We start from the raw sequence: 17,192 nt of genomic DNA on the forward strand, positions 1-17,192 counted from the left end.
GGGAGGATCTCATGGTAGATGTCACCGATCCGAAACGGACAAGACAGGCAGCGTCACGGCGCGATTTTCTCAAGGCCGGGCTGCTTGGCGGAGCAGCGGTTGCTGCGAGCGCCGGAGTGGCGCGGGCGGCGGGTGATCCACTGATCACCGATATCCAGGACTGGAATCGCTATCTCGGCGAGGGGGTTGATGTTGCGCCTTATGGCAAGCCTTCGGAGTTCGAAGCCGATGTCGTGCGCCGCAATGTGCCGTGGCTGACTGCCGATCCGGTTTCGTCGATCAATTTTACGCCGTTGCACGACCTCGACGGCATCATCACGCCGAATGGTCTTTGCTTCGAGCGGCATCATGGAGGTGCTGCTGTGATCAATCCCGCCGATCATCGCTTGATGATCAACGGACTGGTCGATACGCCGCTGGTGTTCACCATGGAAGACCTCAAACGGTTTCCGCGGGAAAACCGGGTCTACTTCCTGGAATGCGCCGCCAATGGCGGCATGGAATGGAAGGGCTCGCAGCTCAACGGCTGCCAGTTCACCCATGGCATGATCCATTGCGTGGTCTATACCGGCGTTCCGCTGCGCTATCTTTTGGAAGAGGCGGGCGTAAAGACCAATGGCAAGTGGTTGCTCGCTGAAGGCGCCGATGCATCGGCGATGACGCGCTCGATCCCGATGGAAAAGGCGCTTGATGATTGCCTCGTGGCATTCAAGATGAATGGCGAAGCGTTGCGCACCGAACAGGGCTATCCGCTCAGGCTTTGTGTTCCCGGTTGGGAAGGCAACATGTGGGTGAAGTGGCTGCGCCGGCTTGAAGTCGGTGATGAACCCTGGGGCCAGCGCGAGGAAACGTCGAAGTACACCGACCTTCTGGCCGATGGAAAGGCACGGCGACACACCTTTGTGATGGATGTGAAATCCGTCATCACCAGCCCGAGCCCGCAGGCTCCGGTGACCCATGGCAAGGGGCCATTGGTCATTACTGGCCTTGCGTGGTCCGGAAGTGGCACGATCACGCGCGTTGACGTGACGATTGACGGTGGTCGCACCTGGCAGCCTGCGCGCATTGACGGGCCAAGCCTGCCCAAAGCGCTGCACCGGTTCTATCTCGATATCAACTGGGACGGCTCGGAAATGCTGCTGCAGTCCCGCGCAATCGATGATCAGGGACTGGTTCAGCCGACCAAGAACCAGCTGCGCGCGGTGCGCGGCGGTAACTCGATCTATCATAACAATGGCATCCAGACATGGCACGTCAACAACGACGGGGTGGTTGAAAATGTTGAAGTTTCCTAAGTCTGCGGCACTTGCCGTTCTGGCGCTCGCAGCCCTTGCCAGCCCCTCGCTGGCCGATGGCGACGCGGACGCCGGCATGAAGGTGTTCAACAAGTGCAAGGCCTGCCACGCCGTTGGTGATGGCGCCAAGCACAGGGTTGGACCGGAGCTCAACGAGCTGTTTGGCCGGACCGCCGGGTCCGCTGAAGGCTACAAGTACTCCAATGCCATGGCCGAGGCGGGGCAGGGTGGTCTGGTCTGGGATGCGGAAACGCTCGGCACTTATCTCGCCAATCCGAAAGCCATGGTCAAAGGCACCAAGATGGCCTTTGCCGGACTGAAGAAAGATGATGATATTGCCAATGTGCTGGCCTATCTGAAAACGTTCTCCCAGGAGAGTGCGGCGGCTCCGGCGGCGGTTGAAACGGCTGAAAAGCCGGTTGAAACCGCCGACGCGAGCGCGACAGCAGAAACCGCTCCTGCGGTGGCCATGGATGTCGAGAAAAGCCAGGGTGCTTTCGGACTGGGCCGCAAGGCAACCGATGATGAAATAGCTGCCTGGAACATTGATATCCGTCCGGACGGAACCGGGCTTCCTGAAGGCAAGGGAACCGTGGCTCAGGGCGAGCCGATCTTCGCTGAAAACTGCGCCGTCTGTCATGGCGACTTCGGCGAAGGCGCAGGCCGCTGGCCGGTGCTGGCCGGTGGCCAGGATACACTGCTCAAGGACCGACCGGTGAAAACCATCGGCTCCTACTGGCCATACCTGTCAACCGTGTTCGATTATGTCCGTCGCGCCATGCCATTCGGCAATGCCCGCTCGCTTTCTGATGACGACGTCTATGCGCTGACGGCTTATCTTCTGTATCTCAACGATGTTGTCACGGACGAGGATTTTGAGCTCTCCAAGGAGAACTTCTCGTCGATCCATCTGCCGAATGAAGCGAATTTCATTGAAGACGACAGATTGAGCGAGCCGCAATATGCCAAGGGCATTGAGCCCTGCATGACCGAGTGCAAGCCGGGCCCTGTGGAAATCACCGCGCGCGCGCAGATCATTGACGTTACGCCGGAAGGCGAAGGCGACGAGAACTCCAGCGGCGGAATCGACTGACAGCCGGGCGTGCAAAAGCGCTCGCGGCAAGGGTTGAACTGACGAAATTCTGGCAGGCATCATGCGCGCATGGTGCCTGCTTTTTTGCAGGAGGCACCCTATGCCGAATGCAGGCCGTCCCCTGCATTGAGTGCAATGGCATTGACTGGCTCGGCTATCTCAAATCTATCGCGCTTGCCAGCCGTGGGGGAGCACTGGTACTTCCATCGTCGTGATGTTGTCCTGGAGGCCAAATGATGTTTGCCTGTTCGCCTGGTCGACTGGTTCGCGCTCTTCTGCTGGCCGGGCTGTTGCTTGTTCCCGCCCAGGCCTGGGCCGGCGATGTGCTGGTTTTTGCTGCCGCGAGCCTCAAGACCGCGCTCGAACAGGTTGCCGAGGACTGGCGCAAGCGCACCGGGAAGGCCGTGACCATTTCCTATGCGGGTAGCTCCAGTCTGGCTCGGCAGATCGAGCAGGGCGCGCCGGCGGATATCTTCATTTCAGCCTCTGTTGACTGGATGGACTACCTTCAGGCGTCGGAGATGATCCAGCCGGAGAGCCGAAAAAACCTGCTTGGCAACCGGCTTGTGCTGATTGCCCATGGCCGCGAAGGCAAAGAGTTCGACTTGGACGCTGATACCAATCTTGCCGGGATGCTTGGCGATGAGCGGCTGGCGATGGCTTTGGTCGATTCGGTGCCTGCAGGTGTGTATGGCAAGCAAGCGCTCACGAGCCTGGGCCTGTGGGAGGCGGTTTCTCAGAAGGTCGCGCAGACCGACAATGTGCGCGCGGCGCTGGCGCTGGTGTCCTCCGGTGAAGCGCCCTTCGGAATTGTCTACGCCAGTGATGCCATCGCCGATGACGACGTCAGCGTGGTCGCGGCCTTCCCTGACAAAACCCATGATCCGATCATCTACCCTGCGGCTCTGATTGCCACGTCAGCGACGCCAGATGCGCTTGATTTTTTCGACGCCCTGCGTAGCCCGGCTGCGGCTGAACTGTTCAAGGCGCAGGGCTTTACGATGCTCTCCGGGCAGGGCGATGGCTGACTGGCTCACCCCTGACCAGTGGAGCGCAGTTGTCCTGTCGCTCAAGGTGTCGTTATGGGCCACAGTGCTGAGCCTGCCTCTTGGTGTGGCTGTGGCCTATCTGCTGGCCCGCTATGAATTCTGGGGCAAGCAGGCGCTCAATGGTCTGGTTCATCTGCCGTTGATCCTGCCGCCAGTGGTGACCGGCTACATCCTGTTGCTGATGTTCGGACGGCGTGGGCCGATTGGCGGATTTCTCGATGATATGTTCGGACTGGTGTTTGCCTTCCGCTGGACGGGTGCCGCGCTTGCCGCAGCCGTGATGGCTTTCCCGTTGATGGTGCGCGCCATCCGGCTCGCCATCGAAGCGGTCGATCCGAAACTTGAACAGGCGGCGTCAACGCTTGGCGCATCGCGGCTTTGGGTGTTCGTGACTGTCACCTTGCCGTTGATTCTGCCGGGGGTGATCGCAGGAGCCATTCTGGCGTTCGCCAAGGCGATGGGTGAGTTTGGCGCCACCATTACATTCGTCTCCAACATTCCGGGGCAGACCCAGACCCTGCCTTCCGCGATCTACAGTTTCCTGCAGGTTCCGGGAGGGGACAGCAAGGCGATGCAACTGGTGCTGATCGCCGTGGCAATCGCGATGCTGGCGCTGTTCCTGTCTGAATGGGTGGGCCGGTCGGTGGCGCGAAGGATCTCGGGATCATGAGTCTCTCGGTCCGTATCGCGCATAGCTTTGGCGCGTTCTCGCTCGATGTCGAATTCGAGGCGCCTTCGGGGGTGACGGCACTGTTTGGCCGGTCTGGATCGGGCAAGACCTCGGTGGTCAACGCCGTGGCCGGGCTGTTCAAGCCCGAGAGCGGGCACATATTTCTCAACGAGACTGTGCTGTATGACGCAGACCGCCGGATTTCCGTGCCGGTGCATCAGCGGCGGCTTGGCTATGTGTTTCAGGAGGGGCGGCTGTTCCCGCATATGAGCGTGCGGCAGAACCTGCTCTATGGCCGTTGGTTTGCGCCGCGTACGCCGGGAGCGGACTTTGATCACGTGGTCGGCATGCTCGGCATTGATGGATTGCTTGCCCGGCGTCCAGGTGCGTTGTCCGGTGGCGAAAAACAGCGTGTGGCGATTGGCCGGGCGCTGCTGGCCAATCCTCGCCTGTTGCTGATGGATGAGCCGTTGGCAGCCCTCGACGAGGAGCGGAAGGCCGAAATCCTGCCCTATCTCGAGCGGTTGCGGGAGGAAACAGCTGTTCCTGTTCTCTATGTCAGCCACTCCATGGCGGAGGTGGCGCGGCTGGCCACGACACTGGTGCTGATGGAAAACGGACGCGTGATCCGGGCAGGGCCGGCATCCGAGGTGCTCTCCGATCCTGAAAACGTGCCAGCGCTCGGGGTTCGTTCCGCCGGTGCTTCGCTTCATGCAATCGTTGCGGCGCAGGAGGAGGACGGGCTGACCCGTCTTGAGGCGTCAGCAGGCCCCTTGTTCCTGCCAAAGGTTGACGCGGGGATCGGGTCGCGGCTTTCCATCCGCATTCTGGCGCAGGATGTGATCCTGTCGCGCACCCGGCCCGAGGGTCTGTCAGCGCTCAATATATTGCCCGCGACGGTGACAGCGGTTCGGCTTGGCGACGGCCCGGGTGCGATCATTCAGCTCAAGGCTGGCCAGGACCTGTTGCTGGCGCGAATTACCCGGCGGTCCGCACAGGCGCTGGAGCTGGCTCCGGGCGCCGAGTGTTTCGCAATTATCAAATCAGTTGCCGTGGCGCAGTCGGATGTCGGTGGCGTCGGCTGATCCGATCAGGCTTGCGGCATACGGATAAGGCCGATGCGGGCATAATCCCGGTAGAGCGTCGAGAACCTCAATTCGCCGTGGTGATCGGCGGCAATCGCAGCCATCGCGTCGCCAAGGGTCTCGCGTGGCGTGACATGAAACTTTGCGAGCCACGTCTTCAGGCCCTTGCCGAACCAGCCGGGCAGGGCGGTTTGCTGGCCGAAATCCACCACATGCAGTTCGCCGCCGGGCGCTAAAGCCTGCATCGCCTGGTGGAGTGCTGCTTCCCAGCCCGGGATCATCGAGAGGCTGTAGGAGAAGAACACCCGATCGAAGCTCGAACGGCCGAAGAGAGCGGAGGCAGCGAAACGCGTAGCATCGCCCTGGGCCAGGCTGACGCGGCTTCCTATCCTGTTCTTCAAGATATTTGCATCGGCTGACTTCAGCATTTCAGCCGAAATGTCGATGCCATAGAGTTTGGCATCAGGGTAGCGTTCGGCTGTCAGGATCAGATTGCGGGCGGTGCCGCAGCCGATCTCCAGCACGCTGCCACCGTTGGGTGGCTTGAGGGCCGCAATCAGATCGTTGCGGCCGAGCAGGTAGTATCTGCGCGTCAGATCGTAGATGTGGCGCTGGTGGCGGTAGATGCCGTCCATCACGGATGCATTGGCCGAGACGGTGCTCATGCCGCGGTGTCGCGTTTTACATGCAGATGAAAGCCACCATAGATCGCCGAGCGATCACGTGCACCCAGCTCCAGGCTCTGCTTTGTGCGGTAGTCCCACTTGTCGAGGATCGCACCGGGAACGTGACCGGGGAGCGGAGACGTTGCTGCCGCAGTACGATAGATCACACGCGCTCCGGGAGCAGCAGTGCGGGTGATCTCGGCCCACAAATCCGATAGTTGGCCGTCAGTCATCCAGTCCTGCGCATCAAGCAGCACAAACGCGTCGACCGAGGCTGCCGGCCGGGCAGCAAGAAGCGCGGTGATGCTTTCGTTGACGATGGTCACGCGGGCTGCATTGCGGCGGACGGTTTCAAAATTTCGGGCCTCGAGATAGGGCGGCAGGCTTGCCGATTCACCGGGCTGGTAGCCACGTCCGAAGGCCTGCCAGGCAAAGTAGTTGTCCTTGAGCGGAAAGCCGCAGGCGAGACGTTCCGTGCGGATGCGCAGCGCGCCTGTCATGCCGTCGGTCGAGTCACCGGCGAGCGCTTCGTATTGTGCCGGCGGGATGCCCAGACCGAACAGTGAGGCGCGCAGCGAGGTCAGCGCTTTGAAGCTGCGGCTGTTGAACACCGGAGCGATGCGGGTTTCGAAGAATTCGCGCTGCTTTTCAACGCTGTCCATGCGCAGCAGCTCCCGCGGATCAACGCCATAGATCTTGCCGATGATGTGGGCGGCGGAAATGAAGCGCCCAAGCAAGCCTGTGGTGTAGAAGCCGCGGGTGAAACGGCTGATCCGGCGGCGTCCGTTGACCTCCCTGCGGTCCCAATAGGCGCGTGTTTTCTCATCGAGATGTGGGCGGATGTGGCGATCATAGAGTGCGACATTGGTTTTCAGATTGGCGTGGCGGAACATGTTGGAGAATGCAGTGTGGCCAGGCAAATGGGTGGCGGCGGCAAGCTTGAGTTTTCCCAGCGCCACATGCGCCGGCGACAGGTCGACGGCGATGATCTGAGCCGGGTTTGCGGTCAGGTAGGACATGACATTGCAGGAGCCGGAAGCGATGGTGACCAGCGTGTCGGTTGGCTTGAGCGCCAAGGCCTCCATGTCGATCAGCGGGTCTTCCCAGATCTGCGGGTAGACCAGGCCTCGAAAAGCTGCCGAGAACACCCTTTCGAGGATGCCGGTGGAGGACAGGGCAGTGTTGCGCACGACCGCACCGTCGATGCGTGCGCCGACGGCGGTGGTTTCAATCATGGTCATTTGTCAGGACTCCAAAGGAGAGAAGGGGGCGGTCATGCCGCTTGGTCTTGTGCGCCAGCTATCTGTTTGAGGGGCGTGGTCCGTGCCAGTTGTCCGGCTTTGTCGGAAATACGTCGCGACCAGTCGATGATCTCCATGCGGCCGTCGGAATGCTCGACGACAGCGGTGCAGCTTTCCACCCAGTCGCCGGTGTTGATGTAGCGGATGCCGCCCCGCATCTCATTTGCGGCGTGGTGGATGTGGCCGCAGATGACGCCGTCGGCGCCATGCTTGCGGGCTTCCTCGGCCAGCACTTCTTCAAAATCCGAGATGAAGTTGACCGCGCTCTTGACCTTGAGCTTGGCCCAGCGTGAGAATGACCAGTAGCGCAGGCCCAGCAGCTTGCGGGAGCGGTTGTGCCACTTGTTGGTCCACATCGCGAAACCGTAAGCCATGTCTCCCAGATGTGCGAGCCAGCGGTGGTTCATCACCACCATGTCGAATTCGTCGCCATGGATGACCAGCAGGCGCTTGCCGTCTGCGGTCTCAAACACGTCGCGCTCAACCACTTCGATGCCGCCGAAATGCACGCCCTGATATCCGCGCAGCATTTCGTCGTGGTTGCCCGGCACATAGACGATGCGCGTGCCCTTGCGAGCCTTGCGCAAAAGTTTCTGAACCACATCATTGTGCGATTGCGGCCAGTAGAAGCCTTTGCGCTTCATGCGCCAGCAATCGATGATGTCGCCGACGAGGTAGATTGTTGGGGCATCATGCTGGCGCAGGAAGTCGATCAATATTTCCGCCTGACAATCGGGCGTGCCCAAATGAATGTCGGAAAGAAAAATGGTCCGGTAATTTTGGGTCACGGGGCCCGCCTGAACTTTGAGCTATCGTCCTGCTGGCAGGCTTAAACACGATTCACTTCTCAGTTTTGTGACGGTCATTGTGACAGGGTCGTGGGAGACAGATCAGGCGGGAGTTTCGGCGGCGGGGTTGTCTATGAGCAGCTCGACGCGGTCGGCCGCAAACCGGGACTCGCCGTAAAGCACCGGACGACCTTCGGAATCGATATCAACCGCGCGGGTGAGCAGCACGATGGCACCGGGGGAGAGGGCGAGCAGATCGAGATCCTCGCTGCTGGCGTGCCGGGCTTCCACTGCGGTGGTCTTTCGGGTGTAGTCTTCCACACCAAGGCGCGCCAGAGAGGCGGTGATCGACCCGGTCTTCGCATAGAGCGCGGCGATCTCGCCGAATCGGGTGGCGTCAAACCAGGATGTCGCCGCGGAGATCGGAACCCCGTCGGCGGCCGAGAGTGTCGACAACTGGATCACTGGTGCTTCGGCGGGCAATGACAACGCTGTTGCCACGTGCGCCGGGGCGGGCACAGTCTCGCTCGACAGAAGCTTGCCGGAGCGGATTTGCGCCTGATCTTCAAGCCCGGACGAAAAACGGGTGCGCTGGCCGATCGGGTAACGCAGGCGTTTGCGATCGTTGAGAAAGGTGCCGCGGCCTTGCTCTGCGCGCAGGATGCCTTCCTTCTCGAGTGCCGCGATGGCTGCACGCACTGTGTGACGGTTGACCCCGAAGCGGGTGGCCAGTTCCGCCTCCGCGGGCAGCCGCTCGTTGGCGGCCAGTCCGGTCAGTACAGACTGGCGAATCTGGTCGGCGACCTGCCGCCACAGGGCAACGCCGGTCCGTCTTTGCAGTGCTTTCACGCCGGTTTCCTTTCGTGATGTCACAGGCTCGTCACATGAGAAGTTTAAGTGTATCGTAATTGATATGGTTGTCTAGATAAATAGACAAATAAGGAGATCTCGATGGCGCTTGCAGAAAATGTGCGCGACGAAACGCCGGGCACCGATGGTGCCGGGGATATGACCCGGCGGCAGAGGCTGTTGTCGGTGCTGGCAAAGGCACCCGGCAAGGATCTGCTGTCGTGCTGGAAGCAGACCGGTCTTGATCCCGCAGTTGAACTGTTGCGCGGTCCGGAGTGTGGCCTGGTGGCGCTTCAGGGGCGCGCTGGCGGCACCGGCCAGCCGTTTCATGTCGGGGAGGTTTCAGCCACCCGCGTAACCGTCAGGATCGGATCGGGGCAGGTTGGTCACGCGATGATCAGCGGACGTGACACCAGAAAGGCGCAACTGGTCGCAGTCATTGACGCGCTGGCGCAGGACCCCGCCCAGGCAGATCTGATCGAGCGCGCCATCGTCGCGCCGCTTGAGGCTTTGGCCGCAGAGGCAGACGCAAAACTGCGCGCCGAGACGGCTGCGACAAGGGTCAATTTTTTCACCATGGTGCGAGGGGAAGACTGATGCCATCCGCCACACACACATCCGCTGTCTATGAAGGCGGGTTTGCCGACCCGGTCGGTGCATCTCAGACGGTTTTTCGCGCGCTCATGGATGCCATGGCGCGGCCGGGCTCGGTTCAATCCTTGCCGCATGTCACCGCACCTCCAGCGCCATTGACCGCTTCGGCCTCTGCGCTGATCGTCATGCTGGCCGATGCCGATACGCCGGTCTGGCTTGATCCGGCGCTGACCAAGACATCAACAGTCAAGGACTGGATCGTGTTTCACACCGGCGCACCGGTTGTAAGCCATCCTTCCGATGCGGCCTTTGCACTTGTCGCCGCGCCGCAGAACCTTTCGGCGCTGAATGGGTTTTCGCTCGGCACGCAGGAATTCCCGGACCGCTCGACAACGGTGATCCTTCAGGTTTCCACGTTGTCTGAAGGGGCTCAGCTCACGCTGGAAGGTCCTGGCATCAAGGATCAGGCATCGCTTTCGCCTGCGCCGATGCCGCAGCATTTCGAAGCCCAGTGGCAGGCCAACCGGGCCGCCTTTCCGCGCGGCATTGACCTGGTTCTTGCCGCTCCGGACTGCGTGGCGGCGCTTCCGCGCAGCACCCGTCTTGTCCGTAAGGAGGCCTAAGTCATGTATGTTGCTGTCAAAGGCGGCGAAGCCGCTATCGCCAATGCTCACCGTCTGCTCGCCGCCCGCCGCCGAGGCGATGCCAATGTGCCGGGACTGACGCTTGAGCAGATTGCAGGGCAATTGTCGCTCGCAGTCGACCGGGTGATGGGCGAAGGCTCGCTGTACGATCCCGAACTTGCTGCGCTTGCCATCAAACAGTCGCGCGGCGATCTGATCGAAGCCGTGTTCCTGCTCCGTGCCTACCGGACGACGCTGCCGCGGTTTGGCCACTCGGTGCCGATGGACACAGGCGCCATGCTGGTCGAACGGCGGATTTCGGCGATCTACAAGGATCTTCCTGGCGGGCAGCTGCTTGGCCCAACATTCGATTACACCCACCGCCTGCTTGATCCGGCGCTCGCCGGTGACGAGCCACAGGACGCGCCGGAAAGCAGCGCGGACACGGGCGAGAAGGTTATCCGTGTGTCCGATATTCTGGGCGATGAGGGATTGATCGAGGAAGACGCTGCCACGGACAGTTCAGAGCCAGTTGCCGACATCACTCGCACACCGACAGAATATCCGATGGGTCGCGACGCAAGGCTACAGACGCTGGCGCGCGGTGACGAAGGATTCCTTCTGGCGCTCGCCTACTCGACCCAGCGCGGCTATGCGCGCAGCCACCCCTTTGCCGGCGAAATCCGCATCGGTGAAGTCGATGTCGAGATGATGATTCCGGAACTCGGCTTCACGGTGGTGATCGGGCGGGTAAAACTTACCGAATGCCAGATGGTCAACCAGTTTCAGGGGTCGGCCAAGGCTCCGCCGCAGTTCACACGCGGCTACGGTCTGGTGTTCGGGCAGGCCGAACGCAAGGCGATGGCGATGTCATTGTGCGACCGGGCGCTCAGAGCGTCAGAACTGGGCGAAGATATTGTGGCGCCGGCCCAGGACGAGGAATTCGTGCTGTCGCACTGCGACAATGTGCAGGCGACCGGATTTGTCGAACACCTCAAGTTGCCGCATTACGTCGACTTTCAGGCCGAACTCGATCTGGTGCGCCGGATGCGTACGGAGCATTTCGCAAGTGCCGCGAAGGCTGCGGACGAGACATCAGCAACTGACGACACCAGGGAGGCTGCGGAATGAACGCGCTCAGAAAAGACGATCCTTCACAGAATCTCGCGAGCTACAATTTCGCCTATCTCGATGAGCAGACCAAGCGGATGATCCGCCGGGCGATCCTCAAGGGGATTGCGGTGCCGGGCTACCAGGTTCCGTTCGCCAGCCGCGAAATGCCGATGCCTTACGGCTGGGGCACCGGCGGGGTGCAGGTGACCGCTGCGATCATCGGGCCCGATGATGTACTCAAGGTGATCGACCAGGGTGCCGACGATACCACCAATGCGGTTTCGATCCGCGCCTTCTTTGCCAAGACCGCCGGTGTGGCGACGACGACCGCGACGCCTGATGCCTCGATCATCCAGACCCGGCACCGGATTCCGGAAACGCCGCTGACTGCGGGGCAGGTGCTTGTCTATCAGGTGCCGATCCCCGAACCCTTGCGCTTTCTCGAGCCGCGCGAGACCGAGACCCGTAAGATGCATGCGCTTGAGGAATATGGCCTCATGCACGTCAAGCTTTACGAGGACATCGCCCGTAACGGCCACATCGCCACCACCTATGCCTATCCGGTCAAGGTCGAGGGGCGTTACGTGATGGATCCCTCGCCAACGCCGAAATTCGACAACCCGAAAATGCACCAGTCCGAAGCGCTGCAATTGTTCGGCGCGGGCCGTGAGAAGCGGATCTATGCCATCCCACCGCACACCGAAGTGGTCAGCCTCGACTTTGAAGATCATCCGTTCGAGATCCAGCATTTCGAGCAGCCCTGCGCGATGTGTGGCGCCGAGCAGGTCTACCTCGACGAGGTGGTGCTCGACGATCATGGTGGACGCATGTTCGTCTGCTCCGATACCCACCACTGCGAAAGCCGCCGCGCCGAGGGCCATCGCGGCGCGCTGCTTGGTGACGAAGCTGACGCCCAGAAGGAGGCGACGATATGAGCCATTCCGATACTCTTGAGGCTCTCGCCAAGGCAGGCATCCCTGCGCCGGCCCAGCCTCTGCTCAGCGTTGAAAATCTGACCCGGGTCTATGGCAAGCGCATCGGCTGTGCCGATGTGAGCTTTGATCTCTGGCCGGGCGAAGTGCTGGCGATTGTCGGCGAATCCGGCTCCGGCAAGACCACGCTTCTTAATTGTATTTCGTCACGAATGACGCCGACCTGCGGCACTGTGCATTACCGCATGCGGGATGGCTCGAGCGCTGACATCTACAAGATGGCGGAAGCAGAGCGCCGCTACCTTATGCGCACCGACTGGGGCTTTGTGCATCAGAACCCGATTGACGGCTTGCGGATGACGGTGTCGGCCGGCGCCAATGTCGGCGAACGGCTGATGGCGGTGGGCAACCGGCATTACGGCAACATCCGCTCAACCGCGATTGAATGGCTGTCTCGGGTCGAAATCGATGAAGACCGGGTCGATGACCAGCCGCGCACCTTCTCTGGCGGCATGCGCCAGCGGCTGCAGATCGCCCGCAATCTGGTGACCGAGCCGCGGCTCGTGTTCATGGATGAACCGACAGGCGGGCTTGATGTTTCGGTACAGGCGCGGCTTCTTGATCTTTTGCGCGGACTGGTTTCCGATCTCGGTCTTGCCGTTGTGGTGGTTACCCACGATCTCGCTGTGGCGCGGCTTTTGTCAGACCGGATGATCGTGATGAAGGAGGGCAAGGTTATCGAGGCTGGTCTCACCGACCGGGTGCTTGATGACCCGCGCGCGCCCTACACCCAGCTTCTTGTTTCCTCTATTCTGCAGGTCTGACCCATGAACACGCTGCTTGTTGCCTCGGAAGTTCAAAAAACCTTCATCATGCACATGCGCGGCGGCGTCGAATTGCCGGTTGTCGCCAATGTATCATTCTCGCTCAAGGCCGGATCATGCGCGGTGCTTGGCGGCCCGTCAGGCGTCGGCAAGAGCTCGATCCTGAAGATGCTGTACGGCAATTACGGCTGCGACAGCGGCCAGATCCTGGTGCAGCACCATGGCCGTCACATCGATATCGCCAGTTCATCTCCGCGCACTGTGCTGGAGATCCGGCGCGACACGATCGGTTATGTCAGCCAGTTTTTGCGCGCGGTGCCGCGGGTTTCGGCGCTGGATGTGGCTGCGGAGCCACTGATGATCCGCGGTGTGGCGCAGGAGACAGCGCATGAACGGGCGCGAGAGCTGTTTACCGAACTCAATCTTCCCGAAAAACTCTGGTCGCTGCCGCCGGCGACGTTTTCGGGCGGCGAACAGCAACGCGTCAACATTGCGCGCGGTTTCATCACCGATCATCCGGTGCTGCTGCTTGACGAGCCGACGGCGTCGCTCGATGCGGCCAACCGTGAGGTGGTCATCAGCCTGATCGCCCGCAAGAAGGCCGATGGTGCAGCACTTCTCGGGATTTTCCACGATCATGACGTGCGCAATGCAGTGGCTGATCACGTCATCGACGTCTCCGCCTTTGCCACTGGAAAGTCTGCTGCATGACCAGATTGTCTGATACGCCTCTGGTGCACTCCACCGCCAAGATCGTGGATTCGACGCTTGGACGCTACACCGAAGTCGGCGCCAACTGCACCGTGGCGCATTCAACCATGGGCGACTATTCCTACTGCGTCGAGAACACGCAAATTGCGTATGCCAATATCGGCAAATTCGCCAACATCGCTTCCCATGTGCGGATCTATGCCAGCATGCACCCGATGGAGCGGGCGTCCTTGCATCATTTCAGTTACCGGTCGTCGTGGTATTTTGACGGTGCGGCAGATGATCAGGAGTTCTTTGACTGGCGCGCCGGGCAGGGGATAACGATCGGTCACGACAGCTGGATCGGGCACGGCGCGGTTGTGATGCCGGGCGTGAAAATCGGCAATGGCGCCAGCATCGGCGCCAACGCGGTGGTAACAAGAGATGTCGCCGATTTCGCCATCGCCGTCGGTGTGCCGGCACGCACGATCAGGCAGCGTTTTTCCGATGATATCGCCAGCCGTCTCGATGCGCTCGCCTGGTGGGACTGGGAGCATGACCGGCTTCATGCCGCGCTCAAGGATTTCCGGTCGCTGCCGGCCGAGGAATTTCTCGAGCGCCACGGCGGTTAAATCTCTCCCTGCCAGCACTCCTCGAAAATCAGCTCATCGAGGGGCAGTCTGCGGTTCCAGCCTTTGACCTCAAGTTCTGGCCGCTCATAGAGCTCATCGACATAGCCCAGACACAGATAGGCGACGATCTCGATCCTGTCGGGAATACCGAGAATGGATTTGAGGTCGGCGTCGCGAAAGATGCTGACCCAACCCATGCCGATGCCTTCGGCGCGCGCCGCGAGCCATAGGTTCTGCACCGCGCAGACGGTGCTGTAGAGATCCATTTTGGAAGTGTGGGTTCGCCCCAGAACGACATCACCACCGCGATCACGGTCACAGGTGACGCAGATATTGAGCGGCGCCTTGCGGATGCCCTCGAGCTTGAGCGACTTGTATTTCGATTGCCGCGCTTCAGGGAACATTGTGGCTGCTTCATCATTGGCGCGACCGAACGCGTCGGCGACACGATCGCGAACACTTTGATCCCTGATAGTTATGAAATTCCACGGCTGCATGAAGCCGACCGATGGCGCGTTGTGGGCGGCCTCCAGCAGACGGCGCACCACGTCATCAGGAACAGGGGTCGCCAGGAACTGGTCGCGCACGTCGCGGCGGGTGAAGATGGCTTTGTATACGGCGTCGCGTTCAGCCGTATCGAAAGCCCTGGCTGCAGTCAGCATTGATGTATTCGGCATTGTTTGATCCCCAACAATCCGTAACACCCCGCAGCGCTGTCCATGCGCTCAAAGGCTATGACGTCTGGCCGGTCTTCTGACTTCGGATCATCTGGTCTGCGCGCCTTCCCGGGTCTCTCCCAGTGGCATGTCGCTCAGACCATCCCCGTCACAGCGTTGGGCACGTTCCGGATTTTCACCGAATTCCCGATTCTCCCGCATGTCACGGGCACCAGACACTTGCATAGGGCCATGGCGGTGGCCGGAGTGCAAGCATCAAAACTGCAGAAATATGTGGGTTTTTGCTTGTTCGGCAGGACGGCTGTGGATCGTAACAAAACTGACATCAAACCGACATCGCGCCTTCACATGGCTGGGCTAGTCCAATCCTCGAAAGTCACAAAACCAAACGTGATCTCAGAGGATTTGCTTATGCTTGAATTGACCGATGTGACCCGCCGTTTTGGCAACAACATAGCCGTTGATGCAGTCACACTCTCAATTCCCGAGGGCCAGATGGTCGGCGTCATTGGACGTTCGGGAGCAGGCAAGTCCACGCTTCTGCGCATGATCAACCGTTTGACACCGTCGAGCAGCGGAGAGATCCGGTTCAAGGGCAAGACGGTCTCGGGCCTGAATGGCGGCGGGCTCCGCAATTGGCATCGTGATTGTGCGATGATCTTCCAGCAGTTCAATCTTGTGCCGCGGCTTGATGTGCTGACCAACGTCTTGCTCGGTCGCCTCAATCACCGTTCGACAGTGCTCAACATTCTCAACATCTTCACTGTCGAAGAGCGCGCCAACGCGCTTGCCGCACTGGAGCGGCTCGGCATCGCCCAGACCGCGCTTCAGATGGCAGGCACGCTGTCTGGTGGCCAGCAGCAGCGCGTCGCCATTGCCCGGGCCCTGATGCAGTCGCCATCGATGATCCTGGCTGATGAGCCGATCGCTTCGCTTGATCCGCTCAATGCGCAGATTGTGATGGATGCGCTCAAGGACATCAATGAACGTGAAGGCATCACGGTGATCACCAACCTGCATACGCTTGATACTGCGCGCCACTATTGCGAGCGGGTGATCGGCATGGCGGGTGGCAAGGTGGTTTTCGATGGCCCGCCCGATGAACTTACCACCGAAGCCGTCCGGATGATCTACGGCGCCTCCGACGATGGCACGGAAATCTCTGAATCCATCACATCGACATCCATTTCAGCCGGTCAACCAGTTGTGCCGGCCAAACCGAAATCCACCGGTCCACTGCAGCCCGCGCTTCGCGCGAGAACTGCAGCCACCGGGGTCGCCTTGCCAGCGTAACAGGCTCAACCCACGGAATTGCCGGCAAGACGCCGGTCCGAACCAGGAGCAGATCCATGATCAAGAAAGCCCTTCTCGCAGCGGCATCGTTCGCTGCCGTCATCGCTGTCCAGCCTGCAGTTGCTGAAGACCTCAAGGACTTCCGCATCGGTATTCTCGGTGGCGAAAACGAAGCCGACCGTCTGCGCAGTTTCCAGTGCATGACAGAAAAGCTGCCTGCCGTTCTCGGCGTTGAAAAGGTTTCGCTTTTCCCCGCTGCCGATTATGACGGCGTTATCCAGGGCCTGCTTGGTGGCACGCTCGATTATGCCGAACTCGGCGCATCTGGCTACGCCAAGGTCTATCTTGATGATCCGAAGGCAGTCGAGCCTATCCTGACCACCATCCAGACCGATGGCGCCACCGGCTACTACTCGGTGATGGTCGCTCGCAAGGATTCAGGCATGACCAAGCTTGAAGACCTCAAGGGCAAGAAGCTCGGCTTTGCCGATCCGGACTCCACCTCGGGCTTTCTGATCCCGTCGGTTACCCTGCCGGCTGCCATCGGCATGCCAATTGCCGATTTCTTCGCTGAAACCGGCTTTGGCGGCGGTCATGAAAACCTCGTCCTCGAAGTGGTCAAGGGCAACTTCGACGCTGGCACAACCTGGGCTTCGGGCGTTGGCGAATTCAAGGACGGCTATACCTCCGGCAACCTGAAGAAGATGGTCGACAAGGGCATCGTCGATATGGGCGATCTGGTCGAACTCTGGAAGTCGCCGCTGATCCCGAACGGTCCGATCGTTGTTCGCTCAACGATGGATACAGACATGAAGACCAAGTTCAAGGACTTCATGATGGCCCTGCCTGAAAGCGATCCGGAGTGCTTCTCCGCGATCCAGGGCGGCGATTACAAGGGCTATACCGAAGTTGATCCTTCGTTCTACCAGGCGATCATCGACGCTCGCAAGGCCAAGATCGGCTCGTAAGCCTCATCCGCATCACATCGCCGCGGTCCCTTGTTCAAGGGGCCGCGGTTT

Annotated in this window: 19 protein-coding genes and 1 riboswitch; of the genes, 14 read left to right on the forward strand and 5 right to left on the reverse strand. The window is 60.6% G+C overall.

Translation table 11 applies throughout. The features are described from left to right. Positions 1 to 11: 11 nt before the first annotated feature. The 5 genes from soxC (at position 12) to modC (ending at position 5,192) form a co-directional block, all read left to right on the forward strand. On the forward strand, positions 12 to 1,295 hold the full coding sequence (soxC, locus tag WNZ14_RS11220) for a sulfite dehydrogenase (protein WP_342868738.1): 1,284 nt from the start codon (positions 12 to 14) through the stop codon (positions 1,293 to 1,295). After that, positions 1,279 to 2,388 carry a c-type cytochrome gene (locus tag WNZ14_RS11225; RefSeq protein WP_342868739.1) on the forward strand — a complete coding sequence of 370 codons (1,110 nt, stop codon included), beginning with the start codon at positions 1,279 to 1,281 and terminating at the stop codon, positions 2,386 to 2,388. The genes soxC and WNZ14_RS11225 overlap by 17 nt, the downstream gene beginning before the upstream one ends. 233 nt (positions 2,389 to 2,621) lie before the next feature. Beyond that, complete coding sequence (gene modA, locus WNZ14_RS11230) at positions 2,622 to 3,416, forward strand: molybdate ABC transporter substrate-binding protein (RefSeq protein ID WP_342868740.1); 795 nt, start codon at positions 2,622 to 2,624, stop codon at positions 3,414 to 3,416. Beyond that, positions 3,409 to 4,107: a molybdate ABC transporter permease subunit gene (gene modB / locus WNZ14_RS11235; protein WP_342868741.1), complete on the forward strand. Its 699-nt coding sequence runs from the start codon at positions 3,409 to 3,411 to the stop codon at positions 4,105 to 4,107. Before modA ends, modB begins: the two co-directional genes overlap by 8 nt. After that, a complete protein-coding gene (gene modC, locus WNZ14_RS11240; protein WP_342868742.1) occupies positions 4,104 to 5,192 on the forward strand; it encodes a molybdenum ABC transporter ATP-binding protein in 1,089 nt (362 codons plus the stop codon). The genes modB and modC overlap by 4 nt, the downstream gene beginning before the upstream one ends. 5 nt (positions 5,193 to 5,197) lie before the next feature. On the opposite strand, the gene WNZ14_RS11245 is transcribed toward modC, so the two are convergent. From WNZ14_RS11245 to phnF, 4 genes are all read right to left on the reverse strand, one after another. Next, positions 5,198 to 5,857 (reverse strand): class I SAM-dependent methyltransferase, encoded by a 660-nt coding sequence (locus WNZ14_RS11245; RefSeq protein WP_342868743.1) that lies wholly within the window; start codon positions 5,855 to 5,857, stop codon positions 5,198 to 5,200. Continuing rightward, entirely contained in the window at positions 5,854 to 7,098 is a 1,245-nt protein-coding gene (locus WNZ14_RS11250; protein ID WP_342868744.1) for a DUF3419 family protein, read from the reverse strand. The genes WNZ14_RS11245 and WNZ14_RS11250 overlap by 4 nt, the downstream gene beginning before the upstream one ends. 32 nt (positions 7,099 to 7,130) lie before the next feature. Further along, on the reverse strand, positions 7,131 to 7,946 hold the full coding sequence (locus tag WNZ14_RS11255) for a UDP-2,3-diacylglucosamine diphosphatase (RefSeq protein ID WP_342868745.1): 816 nt from the start codon (positions 7,944 to 7,946) through the stop codon (positions 7,131 to 7,133). 102 nt (positions 7,947 to 8,048) lie between these two features. Next, on the reverse strand, positions 8,049 to 8,795 hold the full coding sequence (phnF, locus tag WNZ14_RS11260; RefSeq protein ID WP_342868746.1) for a phosphonate metabolism transcriptional regulator PhnF: 747 nt from the start codon (positions 8,793 to 8,795) through the stop codon (positions 8,049 to 8,051). 159 nt (positions 8,796 to 8,954) lie between these two features. Here phnF and phnG point away from each other — a divergent pair, with 159 nt between their 5' ends. Genes phnG through WNZ14_RS11295 form a run of 7 tightly spaced genes read left to right on the forward strand, consistent with a single transcriptional unit; the run spans position 8,955 to position 14,203 of the window. Then, on the forward strand, positions 8,955 to 9,392 hold the full coding sequence (phnG, locus tag WNZ14_RS11265) for a phosphonate C-P lyase system protein PhnG (protein WP_342870215.1): 438 nt from the start codon (positions 8,955 to 8,957) through the stop codon (positions 9,390 to 9,392). Continuing rightward, positions 9,392 to 10,012, forward strand: coding sequence for a phosphonate C-P lyase system protein PhnH (phnH, locus tag WNZ14_RS11270; protein WP_342868747.1), 621 nt, complete (start codon positions 9,392 to 9,394; stop codon positions 10,010 to 10,012). The genes phnG and phnH overlap by 1 nt, the downstream gene beginning before the upstream one ends. 3 nt (positions 10,013 to 10,015) lie before the next feature. Then, positions 10,016 to 11,143, forward strand: coding sequence for a carbon-phosphorus lyase complex subunit PhnI (locus WNZ14_RS11275; RefSeq protein ID WP_342868748.1), 1,128 nt, complete (start codon positions 10,016 to 10,018; stop codon positions 11,141 to 11,143). Continuing rightward, positions 11,140 to 12,060, forward strand: coding sequence for an alpha-D-ribose 1-methylphosphonate 5-phosphate C-P-lyase PhnJ (locus WNZ14_RS11280; RefSeq protein ID WP_342868749.1), 921 nt, complete (start codon positions 11,140 to 11,142; stop codon positions 12,058 to 12,060). Before WNZ14_RS11275 ends, WNZ14_RS11280 begins: the two co-directional genes overlap by 4 nt. Then, positions 12,057 to 12,881: a phosphonate C-P lyase system protein PhnK gene (phnK, locus tag WNZ14_RS11285; RefSeq protein WP_342868750.1), complete on the forward strand. Its 825-nt coding sequence runs from the start codon at positions 12,057 to 12,059 to the stop codon at positions 12,879 to 12,881. Before WNZ14_RS11280 ends, phnK begins: the two co-directional genes overlap by 4 nt. 3 nt (positions 12,882 to 12,884) lie before the next feature. Further along, positions 12,885 to 13,592, forward strand: coding sequence for a phosphonate C-P lyase system protein PhnL (gene phnL, locus WNZ14_RS11290; protein WP_342868751.1), 708 nt, complete (start codon positions 12,885 to 12,887; stop codon positions 13,590 to 13,592). After that, on the forward strand, positions 13,589 to 14,203 hold the full coding sequence (locus WNZ14_RS11295) for a DapH/DapD/GlmU-related protein (RefSeq protein ID WP_342868752.1): 615 nt from the start codon (positions 13,589 to 13,591) through the stop codon (positions 14,201 to 14,203). The genes phnL and WNZ14_RS11295 overlap by 4 nt, the downstream gene beginning before the upstream one ends. Here WNZ14_RS11295 and bluB read toward each other — a convergent pair. Next, positions 14,200 to 14,880: a 5,6-dimethylbenzimidazole synthase gene (bluB, locus tag WNZ14_RS11300; RefSeq protein ID WP_342868753.1), complete on the reverse strand. Its 681-nt coding sequence runs from the start codon at positions 14,878 to 14,880 to the stop codon at positions 14,200 to 14,202. The two genes, WNZ14_RS11295 and bluB, sit on opposite strands and share 4 nt — an antisense overlap. 48 nt (positions 14,881 to 14,928) lie before the next feature. Beyond that, positions 14,929 to 15,111, reverse strand: a riboswitch (cobalamin riboswitch). Positions 15,112 to 15,291: 180 nt separating this feature from the next. On the opposite strand from bluB, the gene phnC reads away from it, so the two are divergent. Together phnC and phnD are read left to right on the forward strand one after the other, a co-directional pair. After that, positions 15,292 to 16,173 (forward strand): phosphonate ABC transporter ATP-binding protein, encoded by an 882-nt coding sequence (phnC, locus tag WNZ14_RS11305; protein ID WP_342868754.1) that lies wholly within the window; start codon positions 15,292 to 15,294, stop codon positions 16,171 to 16,173. Between the two features lie 56 nt (positions 16,174 to 16,229). Further along, positions 16,230 to 17,141 (forward strand): phosphonate ABC transporter substrate-binding protein, encoded by a 912-nt coding sequence (phnD, locus tag WNZ14_RS11310; protein ID WP_342868755.1) that lies wholly within the window; start codon positions 16,230 to 16,232, stop codon positions 17,139 to 17,141. Positions 17,142 to 17,192 lie beyond the last annotated feature (51 nt).

Source organism: Hoeflea sp. AS60, assembly GCF_038900115.1.
In the GTDB taxonomy this organism is placed as follows: Bacteria; Pseudomonadota; Alphaproteobacteria; order Rhizobiales; family Rhizobiaceae; genus Hoeflea.